The sequence below is a fragment of the Rossellomorea sp. NRS-1567 genome (assembly GCF_050467885.1).
Taxonomy (GTDB): Bacteria; Bacillota; Bacilli; order Bacillales; family Bacillaceae_B; genus Rossellomorea; species Rossellomorea aquimaris_C.
The window spans coordinates 81485-104969 of record NZ_JBITPL010000005.1 but is presented as its reverse complement, the minus strand read 5'-3'; the positions used below and the strand labels follow the sequence as shown (position 1 = coordinate 104969).

General features: G+C 40.2%; 18 protein-coding genes and 4 tRNA genes. 20 read left to right on the top strand and 2 right to left on the bottom strand.

Going from position 1 to position 23485, the window contains the following annotated elements; genetic code table 11:
• The first annotated feature begins 160 nt into the window (after positions 1-160).
• From ACIFOD_RS03765 to dnaB, 5 genes are all read left to right on the top strand, one after another.
• Complete coding sequence (locus ACIFOD_RS03765) at positions 161-2221, top strand: methyl-accepting chemotaxis protein (RefSeq protein ID WP_430313512.1); 2061 nt, start codon at positions 161-163, stop codon at positions 2219-2221.
• A gap of 231 nt (positions 2222-2452) precedes the next feature.
• A complete protein-coding gene (locus ACIFOD_RS03760) occupies positions 2453-3376 on the top strand; it encodes a YybS family protein (protein ID WP_430313511.1) in 924 nt (307 codons plus the stop codon).
• Positions 3377-3402: 26 nt separating this feature from the next.
• A complete protein-coding gene (locus ACIFOD_RS03755) occupies positions 3403-5376 on the top strand; it encodes a DHH family phosphoesterase (protein ID WP_430313510.1) in 1974 nt (657 codons plus the stop codon).
• Positions 5373-5819 (top strand): 50S ribosomal protein L9, encoded by a 447-nt coding sequence (gene rplI / locus ACIFOD_RS03750; protein ID WP_397553601.1) that lies wholly within the window; start codon positions 5373-5375, stop codon positions 5817-5819. Before ACIFOD_RS03755 ends, rplI begins: the two co-directional genes overlap by 4 nt.
• Positions 5820-6049: 230 nt before the next feature.
• Positions 6050-7402, top strand: a complete 1353-nt coding sequence (gene dnaB, locus ACIFOD_RS03745; protein WP_397553602.1) for a replicative DNA helicase — start codon at positions 6050-6052, stop codon at positions 7400-7402.
• 51 nt (positions 7403-7453) lie between these two features.
• Here the strand turns inward: dnaB and ACIFOD_RS03740 are convergent, their stop codons facing one another.
• Positions 7454-9178 (bottom strand): ABC transporter ATP-binding protein, encoded by a 1725-nt coding sequence (locus tag ACIFOD_RS03740; RefSeq protein ID WP_430313509.1) that lies wholly within the window; start codon positions 9176-9178, stop codon positions 7454-7456.
• 670 nt (positions 9179-9848) lie between these two features.
• Here ACIFOD_RS03740 and ACIFOD_RS03735 point away from each other — a divergent pair.
• Entirely contained in the window at positions 9849-11141 is a 1293-nt protein-coding gene (locus tag ACIFOD_RS03735) for an adenylosuccinate synthase (RefSeq protein ID WP_430313508.1), read from the top strand.
• 41 nt (positions 11142-11182) lie between these two features.
• Here ACIFOD_RS03735 and ACIFOD_RS03730 read toward each other — a convergent pair whose 3' ends face one another.
• Entirely contained in the window at positions 11183-12205 is a 1023-nt protein-coding gene (locus ACIFOD_RS03730) for a potassium channel family protein (RefSeq protein ID WP_397553604.1), read from the bottom strand.
• 130 nt (positions 12206-12335) lie between these two features.
• Between ACIFOD_RS03730 and ACIFOD_RS03725 the strand changes: the two genes are divergently transcribed.
• The 14 genes from ACIFOD_RS03725 to ACIFOD_RS03660 all read left to right on the top strand — a co-directional run bounded on the left by ACIFOD_RS03725 (position 12336) and on the right by ACIFOD_RS03660 (position 23485).
• Positions 12336-12800 carry a hypothetical protein gene (locus ACIFOD_RS03725; RefSeq protein WP_430313507.1) on the top strand — a complete coding sequence of 155 codons (465 nt, stop codon included), beginning with the start codon at positions 12336-12338 and terminating at the stop codon, positions 12798-12800.
• A complete protein-coding gene (locus ACIFOD_RS03720) occupies positions 12797-13105 on the top strand; it encodes a hypothetical protein (protein WP_113969395.1) in 309 nt (102 codons plus the stop codon). Before ACIFOD_RS03725 ends, ACIFOD_RS03720 begins: the two co-directional genes overlap by 4 nt.
• A 1-nt stretch (position 13106) precedes the next feature.
• Complete coding sequence (locus ACIFOD_RS03715; protein ID WP_430313506.1) at positions 13107-14348, top strand: glutathionylspermidine synthase family protein; 1242 nt, start codon at positions 13107-13109, stop codon at positions 14346-14348.
• Positions 14349-14363: 15 nt separating this feature from the next.
• Positions 14364-14777 carry a DUF350 domain-containing protein gene (locus ACIFOD_RS03710; RefSeq protein WP_430313505.1) on the top strand — a complete coding sequence of 138 codons (414 nt, stop codon included), beginning with the start codon at positions 14364-14366 and terminating at the stop codon, positions 14775-14777.
• Between the two features lie 355 nt (positions 14778-15132).
• Positions 15133-16104, top strand: coding sequence for a nuclease-related domain-containing protein (locus tag ACIFOD_RS03705; protein WP_430313504.1), 972 nt, complete (start codon positions 15133-15135; stop codon positions 16102-16104).
• Positions 16105-16288: 184 nt separating this feature from the next.
• A tRNA-Lys gene (locus ACIFOD_RS03700) sits at positions 16289-16364 on the top strand.
• A gap of 17 nt (positions 16365-16381) precedes the next feature.
• Positions 16382-16453, top strand: a tRNA-Glu gene (locus ACIFOD_RS03695).
• 115 nt (positions 16454-16568) lie between these two features.
• Positions 16569-16645, top strand: a tRNA-Asp gene (locus tag ACIFOD_RS03690).
• A gap of 28 nt (positions 16646-16673) precedes the next feature.
• Positions 16674-16746, top strand: a tRNA-Phe gene (locus tag ACIFOD_RS03685).
• Between the two features lie 352 nt (positions 16747-17098).
• Positions 17099-18586, top strand: a complete 1488-nt coding sequence (locus ACIFOD_RS03680) for a peptidoglycan DD-metalloendopeptidase family protein (protein ID WP_430313503.1) — start codon at positions 17099-17101, stop codon at positions 18584-18586.
• A 216-nt stretch (positions 18587-18802) separates the two neighbouring features.
• On the top strand, positions 18803-19510 hold the full coding sequence (gene yycF / locus ACIFOD_RS03675; protein WP_113969391.1) for a response regulator YycF: 708 nt from the start codon (positions 18803-18805) through the stop codon (positions 19508-19510).
• A gap of 6 nt (positions 19511-19516) precedes the next feature.
• Positions 19517-21340, top strand: coding sequence for a cell wall metabolism sensor histidine kinase WalK (gene walK / locus ACIFOD_RS03670; RefSeq protein ID WP_430313502.1), 1824 nt, complete (start codon positions 19517-19519; stop codon positions 21338-21340).
• Positions 21337-22689 carry a YycH family regulatory protein gene (locus tag ACIFOD_RS03665; RefSeq protein ID WP_430313501.1) on the top strand — a complete coding sequence of 451 codons (1353 nt, stop codon included), beginning with the start codon at positions 21337-21339 and terminating at the stop codon, positions 22687-22689. Before walK ends, ACIFOD_RS03665 begins: the two co-directional genes overlap by 4 nt.
• Entirely contained in the window at positions 22676-23485 is an 810-nt protein-coding gene (locus tag ACIFOD_RS03660; protein ID WP_181778102.1) for a two-component system regulatory protein YycI, read from the top strand. Before ACIFOD_RS03665 ends, ACIFOD_RS03660 begins: the two co-directional genes overlap by 14 nt.

The following is a 23485-nucleotide window of genomic DNA, read 5'->3' as shown; positions in this document are numbered from 1 at the left end:
GAGTATAAGAATCTTCCTCCTCTGCAAAGCACCCTTCGATTATCCTATCCAGCATCATTTGTTCTTGTAAATTCCCATGTACCTATAAAGAAATGGCGAAAAATGTCGATGAATAAGTGTATATATAGATAGTTTTTTGGTAGTAAGAGGGGGAATTTATGTGAAAAAGAAAAACACAAGGAAACAGGTGGAACGAAAGAAGGGTTTTCTTCTATCATCCATTAGAATGAAGCTTATTGTAATCATATCCATTTTATTTATGGTATCGTTAGCCGTTATTATTGCGATTACAAGCTTACAGACGAGAATGAAAACAGAGAAAGAGGTTATTGATCAAACTCAAGGGATCGTAGGAGAACTAAATAATTCAGTGCAACTCTTTCTTGGACAATACGAAAAGAGTATTGATCAATATTCAATCTCCAACTCGTTAAAAGATTATGCAAAAGCACAGTTGCAAACAGAATCTGGTGGTGAAAATACAGAACTGTTTGCCAATATTCAATCTGATTTTGATAATTACTTAAGCCTTTATCAGGAAGCTACTTCTATTTACTTCGCATCACCAAATAAGAAATTAAAAATCGTTCCATCCGTCTCTCTGCCCAATGACTTTGATCCGACAAGCAGGGATTGGTATAAAAACGCTGAGGAAGTAAGGGCTGGCGTGGTTTGGAGCGAGCCTTACGTAGATACTGCAACGGAGGAATATATCATTACAGCCTCCAGAGCGATTGTATCAGATAATAAAGTAGTAGGCGTTCTCGGTGTGGACATTAATTTGACGAAACTTACTGACCGCGTTTCAGAAATGGACATTGGATATAATGGTTATCCGTTCTTAATCGGGCTTGATGGTACAGCCATCGTCCACCCGACTAAGCGAGGTGAAGATCTCTCCAAACTACCTTTCATCAGCAAAATGCTCACTTCTGAAAAAGATTCCGACACGATCCGGTATGAACTGGACGGAGATGAAAAAGTGTTAGTGTACAGTACGGTACCTAAGACGAATTGGAAAGTGGGATCTGCCTATAACATGAAGGATCTGATTCAGTCATCCAAAGAAATTGAGCGGTTACTGATCGTGACAGCCCTCATTACCCTGGCTGTCATGTTGGTGTTAATTGTGCTCATTTCGAATAAGATCACTAAACCAATCAAGCAGCTTCAAAAAACGGTAACCGATGTCTCTACTGGAGATTTATCCATTCAGTCAGAAATTAATTCCAAAGATGAGACAGGATTATTGGCGTCCGATTTAAATAAAATGATCGTAAATATGAAAGATACGATTCAAGTCGTCCAACAATCGATCTATAATGTCCGGGATTCGGCTGAAGGATTAAGTGCGGTTTCTGAGGAGACAAATGCCTCAAGTGAAGAGATGGCAAAGGCTGTTACAGAAATTGCGACAGGGGCTTCTCAATCAGCGGCTGACTCTGATCGGGCTCATCATCAAACAGAGCAATTAGGCACAAGAATTAATGGAGTCTATGAAAAGTCGAAAGCTATGTCTGAGATGGCAGGACAAGCAGATGTCATGAACCAGTCCGGGTTAAACCAGGTAAAAGAATTAGAAAATGCCTACCATTCTTCCAGTGAATACATCTCCTCCATGGAGAAAGTCATCTTAAGTTTGGAAGCAAAGGTGAAGACGATTGAGTCGGTCATGGGTACAATCACGGATATTTCTTCTCAAACGAACCTCCTTGCTTTAAATGCGAGCATTGAGGCGGCTAGAGCAGGTGAACACGGCAAAGGCTTTGCAGTCGTGGCGGAAGAAGTGAGAAAGCTTGCCGATCAGTCAGTGAAGGCAACCGAAGAAGTTAAACGTACCATTATAGAAATTCAACAAGGCTCTCATCAAGCAGTTGACGAAATGGTGAAAACGAAAGAGACCTTCGAGGTCCAAAATGAAGTGATCGAAAGAACCAATCATGTTTTTGACCAAACCTCACAGTTAATGAAATCCATGCAGGATGAAATAGAAAGAATGTATGAGGAAGTTGGTCAAATCAATCTTGAAAAAGATGAAGTGGTCAATGTGATACAAATGATGGCCGCTACAGCAGAACAAACGGCTGCTTCCTGCGAGGAAATGAGTGCCTCTACAGAAGAACAAGTAAGGGCCGTCCAATCGGTTACAGAAGCAGCTGAACGCTTAACAGACTTAAGTCAAGAGCTTCAGACTTCAATAGAACGTTTTAAAATTTCTTAATTTTCTCTAGAGGGTGGTCCTGAAACATTGCCATTCTTCATCTACTGCGTATACTCCTTTTTAAAGTGAGTGCATACTAGAGTAGATGAAGAAGAGAAGCGTGTTGAAGGACCTCCTTCTTTTTATGTGGGAAGCAGCCTCCGCTTTATGTTTGAGTACTTAAGATGAAATCTATCTTCAAAATTGATATGATAGTGCTATTGCATGAATATATCGTAAGGAGCGTTTCAATTGAAAAATCCCCGTGTGTTAACGGAAGGTGCGCTTATGCTCGCCATCTTTACTGTTTTATTGTTATTGGCTTTATATGTTCCACTTATTGGGACTCTTGCTTTTTTCGTATTGCCCCTCCCTCTTATTCTGTTTAGTTCTAAGTATTCGTTACTGAATTCTTTTTACGTATTGATCGGATCGTTAGGGTTATCCTTCTTGTTTGGAGGGCTGATTGCGCTGCCTGTTGCCTTCATGGTTGCGACGACCGGGGTCGTGATTGGGTGGTGTGTGAAAGCGAAAGTAGATAAAATGAGGCTGTTTATGGCATCAAGTCTCACACTTGTCATCAATATTGTGATTGGTTTTGTTTTTTCTATCTTACTTTTCAATGTTAATATTATAGAAGATAGCTTAGCTGAATCGAAGGCCGCTTATTATTCTTTACTTGAGAAGCTTGGTCAAGAACCGGATAAGAGACTGGTGGAAAGTCTGGAGAGCTCCATTGATCTCATTCAGACCTTGATGCCTACTTTGTTCCTGGGAATTGCTGTCGTAATGGCCTTGTTGTTTATGCTGATCAACTTTCCCATCATGAAGCGTTTAGGGAGAGATGTACCCGTATTTAAACCATTCAGAGAATGGAAGCTTCCTAAGAGTATCCTTTGGTATTATTTACTTACCTTGGTCCTATCCATGATTCTGCAGCCGGAGAAAGGAACGTATGCCTATACGGCCCTTCTTAATGTTCTGTATGTATTGCAAACATTGATGGCGGTACAGGGCTTGTCTTTCCTCTATTTCTTTGCTCATATAAAAGGATGGTCAAAAGGAATTTTGGTATTAATTACAATCATTTCGATTCCTCTTCTTTATCTCGTGCGAATTTTAGGTATAATTGACTTAGGATTTGATCTAAGACAACGCCTACAACACAAGTCATAGAAATTTAAGGTCCAGGAGCTGAAATCATGCCATCTTATTTTAATAAGCGAATGATCCGCTACCCATTGTACGGTCTTGCTATATTAACAGCTCTATTGTTAGTATCGGTTTCCTTTTACCAATGGATCATTTCGTTAATAGGGTTGATTGTCTTTGGAATCGTGTATTTTCTCGCTTTCTATTTTGAGAGAAGATCACACGAAGAAACAGAGGAGTATATCTCCACTCTATCCTATCGTGTAAAGCGTGTAGGGGAAGAGGCGTTAATGGAGATGCCCATTGGGATCATGCTGATCAATGATGAATATTACATAGAATGGACGAATCCTTTTCTGGCCTCTTGTTTTAATGAAGATACAGTCGTTGGAAGATCCCTTTACGATGTGGCAGAATCTCTAGTTCCATTAATCAAGCAGGAAGTAGATTCAGAAATTGTGACGATTAATGAGAGAAAGTATCATGTCGTATTGAAGCTCAAAGAAAAACTTCTCTATTTCTTTGACGTCACGGAACAAAAAGAAATAGAAAAACAATATCATGATGAACGCACGAATATTGGCATCATCTTTCTAGATAACTATGATGAATTAACGCAAGGGATGGACGACCAGACAAGAAGCAGCTTAAATAGTTTAGTGACGTCCATTCTGAATAAATGGGCAAAAGAGTATGGCGTGTTCTTGAAGCGGGTCTCTTCTGAGAGGTTCATAGCCGTCATTAATGAGAAGATCCTTCAAGTATTGGAGAAGGAGAAGTTCGGTATATTGGATGATGTCCGGGATACCACTTCCAAGCAAAATGTTCCCCTGACCTTAAGTATTGGAGTAGGGACTGGCGTATCTTCCCTGCCTGAACTGGGTACCTTGGCTCAATCAAGCCTGGATCTCGCCTTAGGTCGTGGAGGAGATCAGGTGGCCATTAAGCAAACCAATGGAAAGGTTAAATTCTATGGTGGAAAAACCAATCCAATGGAAAAACGTACCCGGGTACGTGCCAGAGTCATTTCCCATGCTCTAAAGGAAATCATGATCGAAAGTGACAAGGTCATCATTATGGGACATAAACATCCCGACATGGATGCGATTGGAGCCGCCATCGGCATTCGAAAAGTGGCTCAAATGAATCAGCGTGAAGGATACGTTGTCTTAAACTTTAATGAAATCGATAATGGTGTGAAACGATTGATGAAGGAGATCAAAGTAAATTCCGATCTTCACCAACGCTTCATCACCCCTGAGGAAGCACTTGAGATGGCGACGGAGGACACTGTGCTCGTCGTAGTCGATACCCATAAGCCCTCCTTGGTCATTGATGAAAAACTTCTAAATAAAGTGGATAAAGTTGTCGTCATCGATCATCATCGACGCGGAGAAGACTTTATTAAAAACCCGTTACTAGTTTATATGGAGCCATATGCTTCATCTACAGCCGAACTTGTGACGGAGCTATTGGAATATCAGCCTAAACATGAAAAAATCACGATGCTTGAAGCCACTTCCCTGCTGGCGGGAATCATTGTGGATACGAAGAGCTTCACACTTCGTACAGGATCGAGAACCTTTGATGCTGCTTCCTATTTAAGGGCACAAGGGGCAGATACCGTATTAGTCCAAAAGTTTCTGAAAGAGGATGTCGATACCTATATAAAACGTTCAAGGTTAATCGAATCGGTTAAATTTTTCCGTGAAGGCGTTGCGATTGCGAAAGCAGAGGATGATGTCATTTATGATCCTGTTCTTATTGCACAGGCAGCGGATACGTTATTGACCATGGATGAAGTGATTGCCTCCTTCGTCATCTCTAAGCGGGATCCGGAAACAATCGGGATCAGTGCCCGTTCTTTAGGTGACGTGAACGTACAAATCATTATGGAAAACTTGAACGGTGGAGGTCATTTAACCAATGCCGCTACTCAAATAAAGCAAGCATCTGTATCAGAAGCTGAAGAACAGCTGAAGGAAGCATTAAATGATTATTTTGAAGGGAGAAAAGAGATATGAAAGTAATTTTCTTAAAAGACGTTAAAGGTAAAGGAAAAAAAGGGGAAGTAAAAAACGTAGCAGATGGCTATGCACATAACTTCTTATTGAAGAAAGGCTTGGCCGTTGAAGCAACTAATGCAAACATGGGTCAGCTTGAGGGTCAAAAGAAGAAAGAAGAGCAACTGGCTCAGGAAGAATTGGAAGAAGCAAAAAGATTAAAAGCGACTTTAGAAGATATCACGGTTGAAATGAAAGCAAAATCGGGTGAAGGCGGTCGTTTATTCGGTTCCATCACAAGCAAGCAAATTGCCGATGCGCTAAAAAAGGCACATGATCTAAAAATAGATAAACGTAAAATTGAAATGAACGATGCCATTCGTGCCCTTGGTTATACGAATGTCCCTGTGAAGCTTCATACGGACGTTTCAGCATCCTTAAAGGTACATGTAACAGAAGAGTAAGATTTTTTTAGAGAAAATATACGAAATTTGGTAACTTCATTTTGAGAAAAACATGTTAAAATGAATATAGCTTGATAAAAAATGTGATCTGGATATTATCCCGATCACATTTTTTCGGTAGGACTAACTTCTTATTTTTATATAGATTAAGTGTTAATTTTGACGCAGGCAGCAGATGCCTATAGACGTGGCGAAGCCCCTTCGCAGTTTGAATTGGAGGTTATGCATAGATGAATGAAGTGTTCCAGGATCGGATTCCACCTCAGAATATTGAGGCAGAACAAGCGGTATTAGGTGCTATTTTCCTAGAGCCCAGCGCGTTAACGACCACATCAGAAATATTGATTCCAGAGGATTTTTATCGTCATTCTCATCAAAAAATATACAATGTCATGCTGAATTTGGGCGACGGGGGAAAAGCCGTCGACTTAATTACGGTGACAGAGGAGCTTGCAGCAGCGAAAGAGCTTGAAGATGTTGGCGGAGTCGCTTATTTAAGTGAGCTTGCAGCCTCAGTTCCGACGGCAGCGAATATTGAATATTACGCAAAGATCGTGGAAGAAAAATCTTTACTGAGACGATTGATCCGTACAGCGACCGACATTGCTTCAGACGGCTATGCCCGGGAAGATGAAGTGGATGCTTTATTGGGAGAAGCCGAAAAAAATATTATGGAAGTGGCACAAAGGAAAAATGGAGGTGCCTTTCATAATATTAAAGATGTTCTTGTAAGAACATATGATAATATCGAAACCCTTACAAATCGAAAAGGTGACGTAACAGGAATCTCCACTGGTTTCGCTGATTTGGACCATTTAACAGCGGGATTCCAAAGAAATGATCTCATTATCGTCGGGGCCAGACCTTCCATGGGTAAGACGGCATTCGCTCTGAATATCGCTCAGAATGTCGCTATTAAGGCGAAAGAAAATGTAGCCATCTTTTCCTTGGAGATGGGAGCAGAACAGCTCGTTATGCGTATGCTGTGCGCAGAGGGGAACATTAATGCTCAGAATCTTAGAACAGGGGATTTAACAGATGAAGATTGGAGAAAACTTACGATGGCGATGGGAAGTCTCTCCAATGCAGGAATCTTCATAGATGATACTCCAGGTATAAAAGTGGGTGAAATCCGTTCAAAATGTCGACGTCTCGCCCAAGAGCACGGGCTTGGAATGATCCTCATTGACTACTTGCAGCTGATCCAGGGAAACGGTCGTTCCGGAGAGAACCGTCAACAGGAGGTTTCTGAAATCTCCCGTTCCCTAAAAGGACTGGCCCGTGAGCTTGAAGTACCGGTCATCGCCTTATCCCAACTCTCCCGTGGTGTGGAGCAGCGTCAAGATAAGCGTCCGATGATGTCTGATATTCGTGAATCAGGAAGTATCGAGCAGGATGCTGATATCGTAGCCTTCTTATACCGAGAAGATTACTATGACAAAGAAGCGGAAAATAAAAACATTATCGAAATCATCATTGCCAAGCAACGTAACGGCCCGGTTGGAAATGTGTCCCTTGCGTTTGTGAAGGAATACAATAAATTCGTGAATCTCGAGCGGCGATTTGACGACGCTCCGGCTTAATAGAAAAAATCCAAGTTCTGCAGATGCAGATGCTTGGATTTTTTTTTATTTTTATAGAATGGTTGCATGCTGATGAGCATGAAGTCTTGTGAAGATCCCGTCCTCTCTCGAGAGCAGTTCTTCATGAGTACCATCTTCAGCAATGCCGTTTTCAGTCACGACCAGAATGCGGTCAGCCTTGCGGATTGTCGCCAATCGATGGGCGATGACCAGGGTGGTCCGGTCTTTAGCCAGTTCATTCAAAGCCTCCTGGATGATCGCTTCCGTTTCCGTATCCAGAGCGGAAGTGGCTTCATCCAGAATCAAGATTCGTGGATTCTTCAGGAACATACGGGCGATGGATAAGCGCTGTTTTTGACCACCTGACAGCTTCAGTCCTCTTTCCCCGATTTGGGTATCATATCCGTCTGGAAGGGATGCAATGAGATCGGTCAGATGGGCACGTCTCGTTGCTTCTTCAATTTCTTCCTGTGTTGCATCAAGTTTTCCATAGGAAATATTTTCCCGAAGAGTCCCGGTGAATAAGAATACATCCTGCTGAACGATGCCAATTTGAGCACGCAGGGATTCCTTCGTCATCTCCCTGATATCGATGCCATCAATGGTGATGGCTCCTTCTTCTATATCATAGAAGCGTGGAATCAATGAACAGATCGTTGTTTTCCCTGCACCTGAAGGTCCGACAAACGCCACGGTCTGTCCTGATTGAATGGTAAAGGATAAATCCCTTAGAATCGGACGGTTTGGCTCATAACCAAATGTAACGTCGTCAAAAGCAATATCTCCACGTAGAGTGGGAACTTCTATGGCATGTGGACGGTTTTCAATATCAGGCTCCATATCCATGAGCTCGGTGAACCGTTTAAAACCCGCCATTCCCTTCGGATATAACTCAAGGAGGGCTGATATCTTGTCGATCGGTTTAAACAGGACATTGATATAAAGAATAAAGGCAACGAGTTCCCCATAAGAGAGCACTCCGGAAAAGCTTAACCAGGCTCCATAAACGAGAATGATCAAGGTCATCAATCGAGTCGTAATGTAGATTCCGGATAAATTCACGCTCATCACATTATAGGCTTTCAATTTGGATTTGCGGAAGAATTGATTATTTTCATTGAATCGTTCCATTTCATAGGACTCGTTTGTGAATGACTGAACCACCCGCGCCCCTGAAACACTGTCCTCGACGCGACTGTTTACATCGGCGATATTTCCGTACATTTTTGTCCAGGCTGTATTCATTTTAATATTCGAATACGATATAAGCCAAACAAGAAACGGAACAATAATAATAGCGACCAGAGCAAGCTCCATATTAATTGTGAGCATGATCCAAAACGCACCGATGAAGGTCATGACCGCGATGAACAGATCTTCGGGTCCGTGATGGGCAAGCTCCCCTATGTCCATGAGATCGTTTGTCACACGACTCATAATATGACCCGTTTTCGTATTATCAAAGAAACGGAAGGATTGTCTTTGAACATGGTGAAACAATTCCCGTCGCATATCCGTTTCGATATTGATCCCGAGCTTATGCCCCCAATAGTTTACAACAAACTGCATACTCGAACTGAGTAAATACAGGACAAGAAGACCGGCAGATACAGCCAAAATGGTACTCCAGTTCCCATCAGGCAAAAGGGAGTCAATAAACCACGATACCGCCATGGGAAATCCTAACTCTAAAAGTCCAACCAACACGGCACAGGCAAAATCAAGGTAAAAAAGCCGACGATGAGGCCGGTAATAGCTAAAAAAACGTTTAATCATCAAAAAGTCACCTCAATATTCAATTGTATATAAAATTCAAAATGCTTATTTTAGATTAGCAAAAGTTTTAACATTACGCTATATATATTCTGACAGGACATGACCACTGCTTCTTTAAAATATAGTTTTTATATGAAGATGCTAATAAATCGATTTTTAGTTACATTAATCATAGTAAAATCAGCAATGTTCACTTTGAAAAATGCTGTTTTAAAATGTGTATGGAATTTATTTGTCTTAATTAAGAAACTCATGCTACGAAAGTTGATTGGAGCGGAAGGTGCTCGACTCCTGCGGGAATAGCGGGAAAGTTGAGACCCCGCAGGGCAAAAGCCCGAGGAGGCTCAACTCACGCCCCGCGGAAAGCGAGCACCTGGAGCGGAAATCAACCAACCGCTACCCCTTTTTCAAAAACACCAAAGTAAGAAATGGATACGTTAATTGAACAAAGCTATAACACCCACACTGGAGCCACACCGTTTAGTAGTATTTATTTGTCATAAAATTCATAAAGTAGTTGTTTTATTAGGAAAAAGTATATATTTATACGAACATAAATATAATTACCTATATAAACGTTCGTGTTTTCATTGACTTTCCTTTTTAGTGTTGATAAAATGAGTTTGTTTGATAAAAGAGGGAATACTAATTCCCGTCGGAGGTGCTTAATATGTCTTCAGTAGTAGTAGTAGGTACGCAATGGGGAGACGAAGGAAAAGGAAAGATCACTGACTTCCTTTCTGAACATTCAGAAGTTATCGCGCGTTACCAAGGTGGGAACAACGCGGGTCATACCATTAAGTTTGACGGAGAAACATATAAATTACACTTAATTCCATCAGGTATTTTCTATAACGAAAAAACATCCGTTATCGGAAATGGGATGGTTGTCGATCCTAAAGCTCTTGTGAAAGAGTTAAAGTATCTTCACGATCGCGATGTGAAAACAGACAACCTGCGAATCAGCAACCGTGCACATGTGATTCTTCCATATCACTTAAAGCTTGATGAAATTGATGAAGAACGCAAAGGTGCCAATAAAATCGGTACAACGAAAAAAGGAATCGGTCCTGCTTATATGGATAAAGCAGCACGTGTCGGAATCCGTATCGCAGATCTTCTGGATCGTCAATCTTTTGAAGAAAAGCTTGCTCGTAACCTGGAAGAGAAAAACCGCCTTTTTGAAAAATTCTATGAAACAGAAGGCTTCAATATTGAAGATATCCTGGATGAGTACTATGAGTACGGTCAACAAATTAAGCACTACGTTGTGGACACATCCGTTGTATTGAACGATGCCATCGATAACGGTCGCCGCGTTTTATTTGAAGGAGCTCAAGGGGTAATGCTTGATATCGATCAAGGTACATATCCATTTGTTACTTCTTCTAACCCGGTAGCTGGTGGAGTGACAATCGGTTCTGGAGTAGGCCCAACAAAAATCAACCACGTAGTTGGAGTATCAAAAGCATACACAACCCGCGTTGGGGACGGACCTTTCCCTACTGAACTGACGAACGAAATAGGAGACAAAATCCGTGAAGTAGGCCGTGAGTACGGAACGACGACCGGACGCCCTCGTCGTGTCGGCTGGTTTGACAGCGTGGTTGTACGTCATGCCCGTCGTGTTAGTGGCTTAACGGATCTTTCATTGAACTCGATCGATGTATTGACTGGAATCGAAAACTTGAAAATCTGTGTAGCATACAAATACAAAGGTGAAGTCATGGAAGAATTCCCTGCTAACCTGAACATTCTAGCTGAATGTGAACCCGTGTATGAAGAGCTTCCAGGCTGGACAGAAGACATTACTGGATGTAAAACGTTGACGGATCTGCCAGAGAACGCTCGTCACTACTTAGAGCGCGTTTCTCAATTAACTAATATCCCTCTTTCCATCTTTTCAGTCGGTCCGGACCGCTCTCAAACAAATGTTGTACGAAGTGTGTGGAGCCCGATTTAATTCAAAAAAACTCTCAGCCTCATTTATAGGCTGAGAGTTTTTTATTGATTTAATTGTTCGAACACCCTGTCATGACAAACGACATAGAGAATATCATCCGCATACAGCTCCCTATTCATGGCATCGGTGAAATCCATATTATCATTCACAGCGAGCAGGATAGCTCCCTTCTCCAGCAGCTCCTCAGAAGCCTGCTTAATGGTCTTCCAATTCTCTTTCACCTTGAATTCGTGAATATTATTGCCGTATCGTTTACTGAGTAACTGTCTGAATAAATTAGTCGTTCCAGGATGAAGGGTCGCTTTTGCCATCAGTAGGGAAACAGAATCATTCGATAAAATAAAATCCTCTACAGCAATATGCTGGAACTTTGGAATATGACGATCTTCAGACACTTCCACGATCGTATGGACGGCTTTCTCATGAGTCTTCGATAATCCCTCAACGGCAGACGCAATCAATAAGGTTTTCCCATCAACAAGGGAAGGATCTTCAATTTTTGAATCGGAGAAAATCGCCACTCGTTTTGCCTCAAAGATATTGGCCTTCAGTAAAACATTTTCATCGGAAGGATCTCCTTGGATGAAATGAATCTGCTCATGTTCAATGGGTGTGATGGGAAGCATATCAATGAGCACGATTTCAGCATCTGGCACATGAGCAAGAATTTCTTCAATGGCTCTCTCCGTTTTCTTTGACCAATTGATGTAGATATAATGATCTTCATATGTATACACTAACTTTCCCTCCCTCTTGAATTTCTGAAATGTGGTAATGGAATCAACGGTTTTACTGATTAACACCCCAATAATACCGATCCCAAAGATGAATAGGAAGATTCCCAGTAACCTTCCTCCCACCGAAACGGGAAAATAATCTCCGTATCCGACAGTGGTCAAGGTCGTCATCGTCCACCAAAACCCATCAAAAAGCGATGGAAATGTCTCAGGCTCCAAAAAATGGCTGCCAAAGGTTCCCAACAGGATAATAATCAGGGATAATAGAAGAATGAAACCGAAGTCCATCTTCGTAATCTGTTTCCAAAGCCTTTGGAAAATAATCATACATACCCTCCTTACGAAAAAATCATAGTTCAATAATACCAATGAATCCCTGAGGAATGAAACCTTTTCCTCATTGGTTCGTATATTTAAAGAAATCATATCCTTCAAAACAGGAGGCTGGAGTCAAAAAATGAATCAACCTTTACTGGAATACCGTTTACGAAAAGGCAACGAAACGTATGAAGCGATCTTTCATTACCCTGATATCGAATTAGAACAAATCCTGGCAAGAAGGGAATGCGAATTTTTTGTGAAAGAAGGTGTGACGTATCGTCAGCTTTCTTCAGCGATTGAAGGGAATCGATTTATACTATATGTAGAAATATATGAAGAAGAACCTGTTACGGATCCCCTGTTTCCACCTGAAGGATTGGTACTGGAGATTCGCGAACTGAATCCAAGAAGCAACCACCCGATTTTAAAAATAGAACACCATGATTATCATCTCGATATTCTAAGCGTCATCGGTTCTGTTTATTATTATATTGACGGGGTGGAATGGGAACGTGATTCTGCTGAAATCGATGAGGATCGCTATGTGTATATATTATATGTAAAAGCAACGGGCTATAAGCTAGAGGAGGAAAGCCAATGAACAAAACGAAGAAAATGATGGCCGGGGTAGTCGCATCCGTTATGGCGATATCGGTGACCGGCTGTGGAAATCAGGAGCTTCCACCTGAACCGACCGATGTTGACTGTGACGACTGGGATTGGGATGACGAAAGCGGCACGTATTATTGTGATGACGACCGTTCCCCCCACTTTGGCTACTTTTGGTTTGCTGGTAGAATGTTCAAAAATAAATCCAGTCTAAAAAATTATTCAAGCTATAAATCGTACTCTAAGAGCTACAAATCAGGAATCGGAAGCGGCTCCAAAGGTGGATTCGGAGGTTAATATGACAGCCTCTCACCGCGAAAAGAGAAACTCTTTCTATCAGAGCATTCCGGAATTTTGGCATGATTTGTATGACATGGAGTACTCGTTATTGGATATTAAGATGGAATCACGTGACACGATTTCAGCGATTCATGAAGCATCCAGAAGAGTGTACACTATTTATCAAAAAAGTGCGGATCTGCTTCGTGAGCTGGAGGATGAAACCCTTCTGGAGCTTGGATTTCCAAAGGAATCCCTTGCCTATATAAGATTTAAGTCCATTCCTCAAGAATGTATTGTGGGTCGCTTTGATTTCGTTGTAAGTGGTGGTGAAATCAAGCTATTAGAGTTCAATAGCGACACCCCAACCTTTATCAAAGAGCTTTATCATGTGAATGAAAAGGTTTGTCAGTATTTTGGGTGTTCAAATCCTAATGAGGGATTCGAGACGGGATTAGCGAAAGAGCTAAAACGGGCACTCTTATCTTCCTGGAAGTCTTTGCAACGGGAAGGCGAACCTAAGATCGTCTTCACCTCTCACCAGGATCACGAAGAGGATCACCTGACAACAAAATATCTACAAAAGCTTTCAGGTGTGCCGTCTGAATATGTGTGCCTGGATCAGCTGCAGATTCGAGAAAGTGGTCTTTATACTCCTCAAGGGGAGCGGATCGATGTATTGTACCGACCGACGTATCCTATCGAACATCTCATTGATGATAGGGACCCTCTCACAGAAGAATATGTAGGCTTAGATCTGATGCAAATGGTATTGGAAAAAAAGGTTGCCATCTTGAATACCCCCTCCGCTTTTTTACTCCAGTCTAAAGGAGTTCAAGCACTTATATGGGGTCTTCATGAAGCATGCAGTTCCTTCTATACAGATGAGGAACATCAATGGATCGAACAATACTTTCTTCCAACCTACTTAGATTCTGATCATTTCGAGAAGAATGGGATCACCTACGTTCAAAAGCCTGCATTTGGCCGTGAAGGAGATACGGTCAAGATCATGGAAGCGACAGGCAAGATCCTTTTAGAAGATAAAAAAGAAACCTATAAGCAGACCCTTCCTGTATACCAACAGTTCATCCCTCTGCCTGTTGCGGCGATTAAGACGGATGAAGGTATAAAGGATGCAAGCTTGATGGTCGGCAGTTTTATTATTAATGGTACGGCCGGTGCAATCGGAATACGGGCTGGTAACGCCATCACCGATAACGAATCATATTTTCTGCCTGTAGGGTTACAGGAGAAATAAAAAGGAGAGAAACTCATGCAAATCATAACAAGTGAAGCACTACTCAGCTTTCTGGCTCACGTCGGAACGGGCCTTGGACTGATGATCCTCGGAATCACCGTTTTCGCCTTTACCACCAAATTCTCAGAAGCTACCTTAATCAGGGAAGGAAACATTGCCGTAGCCCTCAAACTATGGGGAAAAGCCATCGGACTCGCCATCGTCATCTACACCGTCTGGGCTAACAGCCTGAATTTGCTTGACGCCTTTATCTGGGGACTCATCGGTATCGCGACTCAAGTCATCGCCTACTGGATCATTGAGTACGTATTAACACCTAAGACGAATTTAGCGAAGAAAGTGGAAGAAGGCAATATTGCCGTTGGATTCAGCCTTTTCTCAGCTGCGATTGTAGTGGGATTGGTTGTAGCTGCTAGTTTGACTTATTAATATTGGTTTTGATGGAGATCTGCTGTTGGAGCGTTGTGTTGGTGCTCTGGTGGCGGGTTTTTTTATGGTAGTGTGGATGGTTTGCAAGGTGCTAGCTACCATGTAGAATGTTCTTGGAACTTAGTGCGAATTCAGCCTCAAATCGCGGGAGAAATTGAAGTCGATAATAAAAGTGTGAAAGTCGATAATATATCACCAAAGTCGATAATATACTTGAAAAGTCGATAATATATAGATGAAAGTCGATAATATAATTGATCTACATAATAAACGGAGGTGAAATTTACCTATTAAGCAGGATTTTTGTAATAAAAGAAGAAGTATTTAGGGATAAATCTAAGATTGGAGTGATGAAATGAATGTTAACGAGCGAAAAGTTCCACTCAAACTGTTAAAATTAGAAGCAATATTAGGACGTTTACAAAAAGACTATCCTAAAATCCCCTTTATAAAGGAAAACCTCGCAAAAATTCAAGCTGGCTATAATGGTGAAAAATCAAATGACTACCAATTGGGTTACCTGCCTCCTAAAGACTACTTCATTTTCCATGATATCCGCCTTAAATTGAATGGTCGCTACTTCCAGATTGACACACTCATTTTGACCAATCGTTATATATTATTATTGGAAGTGAAAAATATAGCCGGGGCGGTAAGGTTCGATACTATATTCAATCAATTCATTCAAACAAAAAACGGTATAGAAATTGCTTTACCTGATCCCATTCTTCAGATAAACAGGCAACAATATCAATTTAAAGAATGGATCAAAAAGAATCACCTTCTTCTCATTCCCATACATGGGTTGGTAGTTATAAGTAATCCTCAAACGGTTATAAGTACAAATAATGAAGCGTTAAGCAAAACGGTAATTCATGCAGCCGCACTCCCCAATAAAATCACTCAACTCCACAATCACTTCCATAATCAAATAATTTCAGATAAAGAACTTAGAAAAACTATCAGGTTAATTAATAAAGGAAATACCCCACTAAACACTTCTATACTAGATACCTATAAAATAAGTAAAAATGATATTTTACCCGGAGTCATTTGTAAGGAATGTGACCATCTCCCACTAATAAGAGAGTTTGGATATTGGCGCTGTCCAAATTGTAGGAAAAGGTCAAAAAATGGTCATATAGAAGCTTTAAAAGACTACTACTTATTATTCGGAAATGAGATAACCAGCTGTCAATTAAGAGAATTTCTATTAATATCTTCGCCTTCCCTCGCAACTAGATTAATAAAAAGTGCACATCCTTATGTACAATCAATTGGTACTAATAAAGGAAGGATCTATAAACTGGATTTCAATCTAACCTAAACGGATTAGGGGAAATGCACCGCCAACCAGGTGCATTTCCCCATCATTATTCCCCAAGAAATAATTTTCGACAATATATCCAAAAAAACTATTGCCCTCGACATTCAACCTGTGATAATATTAATTTCGTTGTCACGAAAGCGGCTTTGATCAAGCTTGCTATCCGTGTTTATATATATACTTAGAGCCATTAGCTCAGTTGGTAGAGCATCTGACTTTTAATCAGAGGGTCGAAGGTTCGAATCCTTCATGGCTCACCATTTTTTTCTCTCTACATGGCCCATTGGTCAAGCGGTTAAGACACCGCCCTTTCACGGCGGTAACACGGGTTCGAATCCCGTATGGGTCATTTTTATTTTTTAAAAGAGAGAGTTTAAGTGAAAATATTATGCTATCGCAATTATTGAAAGTTACTTTTGCTAAAGCAATTCAAGGAAAAATATTTTGCTATCGCAAAAATTTTTGGTCCGGTAGTTCAGTTGGTTAGAATGCCTGCCTGTCACGCAGGAGGTCGCGGGTTCGAGTCCCGTCCGGACCGCCATTTACATATTTGATTTTTAAAAATATATGGCTCAGTAGCTCAGTTGGTAGAGCAATGGACTGAAAATCCATGTGTCGGCGGTTCGATTCCGTCCTGAGCCATCTTACAAAAAGTACTGCGACGACTTTGACTCTCGTAGTACTTTTTTATTTGTTTTTGTAACACCAATGTAACAAAAACAATCAATTCCCTCTAATTTTTACCATCATTGTTTCAACGGCCCATCCACCTTTAGACCCACGCAATTCCCACTATGACGCTAAAAACACCATTGAAGCGCTTTCTTTGATGTCTAACCAATTATACAGTTTTATTACAATCTTAATTCTGCGTCCCGGATTTCGTCGAATTATGGTAAATTAGTAAAGTACGAATTTAATAGAATTTTACTAAATTAGGCTTAATGAACTAGCGTAACTGGGATTTTTGCTTTAGTTTATAGGAGGCAACTCAATGAGTTTCGGAGAGAAATTAACACCCATTTTAGAAAAATATAAAAAACTTAATATTCGACATAGATCAAACCAATTTGTCAAAAGAGTAGGGATTACAACCCTCGCTCTTACAACTTTGACATTTTCATCAGCCGCAGCGAGTACAGGAACAGATGAAAATCTGAAAACCATCTATCATGTATACATGGATAGTGAGTATGTAGGAGCTGTTACGAATCAAGAAGAAGTTGAAACGGTTTTAGATAAGAAATTGTCTGAGGCCGAGAAGGAGTACTCGGGTTATCAGGTTGATTTTAATCATGATGTAACGTACATACCTGAGAATGTGTTTACTGCTGCGAAAACAAACAATCAAAAGGTTATTGAAAGTCTAAATGAATCTGTATCAGTTGAAGCAAATGCTTTTGCTTTAGTTGTGAACAATAAACCGGTTGCTTATGTAAAAGACGAAAAGGCTGCTGAAGAAGCGTTAAAGTCTTTTAAGCTCAACTATGTTTCTGAAGATGAGCTAAACGAGTTGAATACGCGAAAAAATGATTCTTCATCGACTTCTTTACCCGCTTTAAAGGAAAATGAAACACGTTTATTAGAAGTTTCTTTTAAAGAAAAGGTAGAGATGAAAAAAATACAGGTAAAGCCTGAAGAAATGATGTCTTCTGAGGAAGCAGCAGATCTTCTTAAGAAGGGCACATTAGAAGAAAAGAAATATAAAGTTCAAGAGGGTGATGCCCTTGGTACGATTGCAGAAGAGCATCAGTTAACTACCGGGAAATTGCTGGAGTTAAACTCAGAGTTAAAAGAAGACGATGCCCTGAAAGTTGGTTCAGAGCTAAACGTAACTGTATATGAGCCACTTGTTCATGTTCTTGTTAAGAAAGAAGCAAACAAGATCGAAAAGATTGCCTATGAGAAAGAAGTAGTGGAAGACTCTTCTATGAATAAAGGCGATACGAAAGTGAAGCAGGAAGGTCAAGATGGTGAAAAATCCGTTACGTTTGAAACGACAGAAGTGAACGGCTCTCAAATCGAGAAAAATGTAAAAGAAGAAAAGAAACTAAAAGATCCAGTGAAATACATTGTAATCAAAGGAACAAAAGCAACTCCATCCAGGGGTTCAGGAAACTTTGCATGGCCGACAAATGGCGGCTACATCTCTTCTAAACAAGGACCAAGATGGGGTAAAGTTCATAAAGGGATCGACATTGCGCGACCAGATGATCGTACAATCAAATCCGTTGATAACGGAAGAATCGTTTCTGCCGGTTGGGACGATGGCGGTTACGGAAATAAAGTGGTCATCGATCATGGAAATGGATATAAAACGATTTATGCTCATTTAGATTCCATTTCAGTTTCTGCCGGTCAAACGGTGGAAAGAGGCCAAAAAATCGGTATCATGGGTACAACTGGTGAATCGACCGGTGTCCATCTGCATATCGAAGTTTACAAAAATGGATCTCTTATCAATCCATTGGATGTATTGTAATTGTATATAGGTAATCAAGCATGGGACTGACACAATCATTTTATTTGTCAGTCCCCTTTGTTATATTTAGATTATAGTCAAAAAGAAATGAAATAAAGGTTATGATAGAGTTAAAGATGAATTAATATGGAGATAGTGATAAATTTAAAGGAAGAATCCTATACTAATCACAACTTTATATGATACATTACTTTTTTCTAAAGGAGATCAATTGACATGGAAAAGAAAATATTAGTCGTCGACGATGAGAAACCAATTGCAGATATACTACAGTTTAATTTGAAAAAAGAGGGCTATGAAGTACATTGTGCGTATGATGGAGACGAAGCCGTCAAGATGGCGGAGGAAATCAAGCCTGATCTTGTCCTTCTTGATATTATGCTTCCGAATCGTGATGGAATGGAAGTTTGCCGTGAAATCAGGAAGAAGTATGAAATGCCTATCATTATGCTGACAGCGAAAGACTCTGAAATTGATAAGGTATTGGGGTTAGAACTTGGAGCCGATGATTATGTGACGAAACCGTTCAGTACGCGTGAACTTATTGCCCGGGTAAAAGCCAATTTAAGAAGACATCAGCAAGGGGCACAGCAAAATGCTGAAGATGAGAACAATGAAATCACGGTTGGTTCTTTAACCATCCATCCTGATGCGTACGTTGTTTCGAAAAGAGGGGAAACGATTGAACTGACACATCGTGAGTTTGAGCTTCTTCATTATTTAGCGAAGCATATTGGACAAGTGATGACCCGTGAACACTTGCTTCAGACTGTTTGGGGTTATGATTACTACGGAGATGTACGTACGGTCGATGTGACCGTCAGACGTCTTCGCGAGAAAATTGAGGACAACCCAAGTCACCCTACCTGGATCGTAACACGTAGAGGAGTCGGTTATTACTTACGAAATCCTGAACAGGAGTAATTTGTAATGAAGAAAGTTGGTTTAACCCGTTCCATCCATCTGAAATTCGTTTTGATTTATGTTCTGCTTATTCTTCTCGCCATGCAGATTATTGGGGTTTATTTTGTGAGGGCCTTAGAAGAGAAGCTTGTCGATAACTTCCAGACGTCTATTAAAAATAGAGTGGAATTATTAGAGTATACAATTCGTGAAGAAATAGTAAAGAATCGCAGTGAAGATGACCCCACGCTTGAAGAGGATATCGGGAGGGTGTTAGATGATAGTAAAACATCTGATATTTCCGAGATTCGAGTGATTAATAATAGGAGCAAAATTATTGGTACTTCAGATCCCAATAATCAGAGTTTGGTTGGTCAGGTTAGTGGGGAGAAAGAGGTTAAAAGAGCTCTCGCTGTAGGTTTAGGTCATGAGGATATCTATCTTGATGATAAAACAAAAGATCGAATCTGGGTGTATACAGCACCAATCACTTCAAATGAAGAAGTCATTGGTGCTATTTATCTTGTCGGTGAAATTGAATCGGTTTATGACCAAATGAGTGAAATCAACAAGATTTTTACGAATGGTACCCTAATTGCCCTGGTCATTACAGCAATATTGGGTGTGTTATTGGCTCAAACCGTGACAAGACCGATATCTGATATGAGAAAACAAGCACTTGCCATGGCAAAAGGAAACTTTTCCAGGAAAGTAAAGGTCTACGGGTACGATGAAATAGGTCAGCTTGCAATTACATTCAATAATTTGACGAAACGTCTTCAAGAAGCCCAAGCCACGACGGAGGGCGAGCGAAGAAAGCTTTCTTCCGTGCTTTCTTATATGACAGATGGTGTCATAGCCACAGATAGAAAAGGAAGGGTCATTCTGATTAATGATCCTGCAGCGGATATGCTGAATGTTTCACGTGAAACAGTCGTTTCTCAACCCATTGTAACCTTACTGGGATTGGATGAGGAATACACGTTTGATGATCTATCCAATGAACAGGATTCGATCATTTTAGATTACAGTACAAAAGAAAAACCTTATATCTTACGGGCGAATTTCTCCATTATTCAAAAAGAGACCGGGTTTGTGAACGGTCTTATAACGGTGTTACATGATATTACGGAGCAAGAAAAAATTGATTTAGAGAGACGGGAATTTGTGGCGAACGTATCCCACGAACTTCGCACGCCGCTAACAACGATGAGGAGCTACTTGGAGGCATTGGCTGAAGGGGCATGGCAAGATGAAAACATCGCACCTCAATTCCTTGATGTTACTCAAAATGAGACAGAGAGAATGATTCGGTTAGTCAATGATCTTCTTCAATTATCGAAAATGGATAGTAAAGACTATCGTTTTAATAAAGATTGGGTTGATTTCATTCTCTTTTTCCATAAAATCATTGATCGATTTGAAATGACCAAGAATGTAAATGTGACCTTTAACCGGTTCTTACCAGACAATGCAATGTTTGTGGAAGTGAATCAGGATAAGATCACACAGGTATTGGATAACATTATTTCAAACGCATTGAAATATTCACCAGAGGGCGGAACCATTACGTTCAAAGCCATAGAAAAGAACGGATATATTGAAATCAGTGTATCAGATCAAGGATTAGGGATTCCGAAAGAAAATCTGGAGAAAATCTTTGAGCGTTTTTATCGTGTCGATAAAGCCAGAACAAGACAAATGGGTGGCACAGGACTTGGCCTTGCCATAGCAAAAGAGATGATTTCAGCACACGGTGGTGACGTATGGGCGACAAGTACTGAAGGAAGAGGAACCACCATCACATTCACTCTCCCATATGATTCCACACAAGAGGATGATTGGTCATGAATTACGAAAAAATAAAATCGATAATTCTAACGCTGCTCGTATGCATCAGCATATTTCTTACCTTCAATCTTTGGACGTATCAACCAGGGTACGATACGATTAATAGCGATGAAGCTTACGATGTGTCTGTGGGTGACAAGATACCAGAGAATGAACTGAACAGCATTGTAATCAAACCGTTTAAACTTTTTTATCATTCAGGAAATAAGACAGTCGGAACTTCAGATGAATTCGAAATCAATAAGGTTATTGAACAATTAAGAACCTGGACATTATTTGATATGAAAGATCTTTCACGAGAGTATAATATGTCAGAAATCAAATCTGTTATAAACGGTGAGCAAAAGGTAGAAATTGTTTTCCCGGACAATGTTCCCATTTCTATTTATAGTCAAGTGTTAAAATTAGAGGAGAAAAACACCCTGAACGGTTCATTTAACCGAATCATTATCGATCTGAATAATAACGGTTCAGATACAGGTTCCGTATATTTTGTTTTATATGAAGAAGGAGAAAAGAAATTATATGAAAGCCGGGTAAACCGTGCTAGTTTAGAAGCTTTTGAAAAAAGTTTTGTTCAGAAAGCCGTTTATAATTTTGATGAATATATAGAGCAGCCATTAAATAATAAAAAAACGATCTTTCTGCCTAAAAATGCTGAGGATTATATCAGCTATAGATATTATTCGGATCTTGATTCCCCCGAAGAATATGTTCAAGCACTGTTTAGTGATCCCAATAGTGTAGATAAGGGATTTACTGAGCAGGGCGAAAAATATACTAATGTGTATAGTTTATTAAAAACGAATAAAGAACATAACACTTTGTCTTACGTGGATCCATCAGAAGAAAAAAATGGAGGATCATCTGCCACAGAGCTGCTTCAAAAAAGCATGGAGTTTGTGAATGATCATGGTGGCTGGACCGATCAATATCAATTTTTCTCGATCAGTCCTCTTGAGAATAAAATTGTATACCGGCTGTTTATGCAAAACTATCCTGTTTTTAATGACAATGGGATGGCTGAAATTTCTCAAATTCTGGGTGAGGAATCAATCAACGAATACAATCGTCCGTACTTTAAATTGGATTATGATTTATCGTTTGAAAGTGTAGATGAGGTCCAATTGCCATCCGGAGCAACCGTTTTATATCTTTTGGCAAAGGACGATACAATCGACCTTAAGTACGTAGAAGATGTCATTGTCGGATATAAAATGACAAGAGATTCGAATGAATCAAATAGAAAATTCCTTGTATTTGAACCTTCCTGGTACTATAAATACGATGGTAATTGGTTACGCCTACCCTTGGAAGAACAGGAGGGGCTTGGAATTGGACTGGAGTAAAACGAAGAGCATCTTTATTATTGTCTTTCTTATTTTAGACATCTTTTTGATGTCGTTGTTCATTAACAAAGTTTCTGAAAGCAATCCAGAAACGTTAAGTCAAGTTTCCTTTGAAGAGCAACTAAAGACAGATAAAATTGATTACCCGAAAAATCTTTCAAAAGAATCAATAAAAGAAGCCTATATTAGTGCAAAAACGAAAATGTTCACGGAGAAGGAAATTGAAAAGTTGAAAAATCAAGATGTCAGTGTCGTCACGGATAATACGATTCATTCAACATTAGAAGAGCCATACTCCATCAGTGAAAAGTTTTCACCTGATGAATTAACCGATTTTATGAAAAATCAGGTCGTGAGCGGTGAAAAGTACAGCTTCTGGAATTATAATAAAGATGAACAAACGATTATTTACTATCAGACGTATAAGGACAGACAGATTTTTAACAATTCAAATGGTAAAGTGATTCTTATTCTAAATAAAGAGAGTGAGATCGTCTCTTACAAACAAACACTGCTTGAGGATTTAGAGGAATTAAGTGGGGAAAAGAAAAGCCTGCTCACTTCTCTTCAAGCTCTTCAGGTTTTGTGGACCAATCATAAGATCAGCACGGGCAGCACGATCAAAACACCTGAACTGGGATACTATACTTTTTTATCACGTGAAGAATCCCAAGTCCTGGCACCAACCTGGCACTTTGTCGTTGAATCAGGTGATAAAAAGGAAGATCTATTTATTAATGCAGTGGAAGGACAGATTTTCGAAGTCACCAAACCAGAAAAAGAAACATTGGAGTGA

What these genes read in the sequence shown, in the direction of transcription:
- ACIFOD_RS03755 (WP_430313510.1), top strand. Translation starts at nt 3,403, where the DNA reads ATGCCATCTTATTTTAATAAGCGAATGATCCGCTACCCATTGTACGGT.
- rplI (WP_397553601.1), top strand. Translation starts at nt 5,373, where the DNA reads ATGAAAGTAATTTTCTTAAAAGACGTTAAAGGTAAAGGAAAAAAAGGG.
- dnaB (WP_397553602.1), top strand. Translation starts at nt 6,050, where the DNA reads ATGAATGAAGTGTTCCAGGATCGGATTCCACCTCAGAATATTGAGGCA.
- ACIFOD_RS03740 (WP_430313509.1), bottom strand. Translation starts at nt 9,178, where the DNA reads ATGATTAAACGTTTTTTTAGCTATTACCGGCCTCATCGTCGGCTTTTT.
- ACIFOD_RS03735 (WP_430313508.1), top strand. Translation starts at nt 9,849, where the DNA reads ATGTCTTCAGTAGTAGTAGTAGGTACGCAATGGGGAGACGAAGGAAAA.
- ACIFOD_RS03730 (WP_397553604.1), bottom strand. Translation starts at nt 12,205, where the DNA reads ATGATTATTTTCCAAAGGCTTTGGAAACAGATTACGAAGATGGACTTC.
- ACIFOD_RS03725 (WP_430313507.1), top strand. Translation starts at nt 12,336, where the DNA reads ATGAATCAACCTTTACTGGAATACCGTTTACGAAAAGGCAACGAAACG.
- ACIFOD_RS03720 (WP_113969395.1), top strand. Translation starts at nt 12,797, where the DNA reads ATGAACAAAACGAAGAAAATGATGGCCGGGGTAGTCGCATCCGTTATG.
- ACIFOD_RS03715 (WP_430313506.1), top strand. Translation starts at nt 13,107, where the DNA reads ATGACAGCCTCTCACCGCGAAAAGAGAAACTCTTTCTATCAGAGCATT.
- ACIFOD_RS03710 (WP_430313505.1), top strand. Translation starts at nt 14,364, where the DNA reads ATGCAAATCATAACAAGTGAAGCACTACTCAGCTTTCTGGCTCACGTC.
- ACIFOD_RS03705 (WP_430313504.1), top strand. Translation starts at nt 15,133, where the DNA reads ATGAATGTTAACGAGCGAAAAGTTCCACTCAAACTGTTAAAATTAGAA.
- ACIFOD_RS03680 (WP_430313503.1), top strand. Translation starts at nt 17,099, where the DNA reads ATGAGTTTCGGAGAGAAATTAACACCCATTTTAGAAAAATATAAAAAA.
- yycF (WP_113969391.1), top strand. Translation starts at nt 18,803, where the DNA reads ATGGAAAAGAAAATATTAGTCGTCGACGATGAGAAACCAATTGCAGAT.
- walK (WP_430313502.1), top strand. Translation starts at nt 19,517, where the DNA reads ATGAAGAAAGTTGGTTTAACCCGTTCCATCCATCTGAAATTCGTTTTG.
- ACIFOD_RS03665 (WP_430313501.1), top strand. Translation starts at nt 21,337, where the DNA reads ATGAATTACGAAAAAATAAAATCGATAATTCTAACGCTGCTCGTATGC.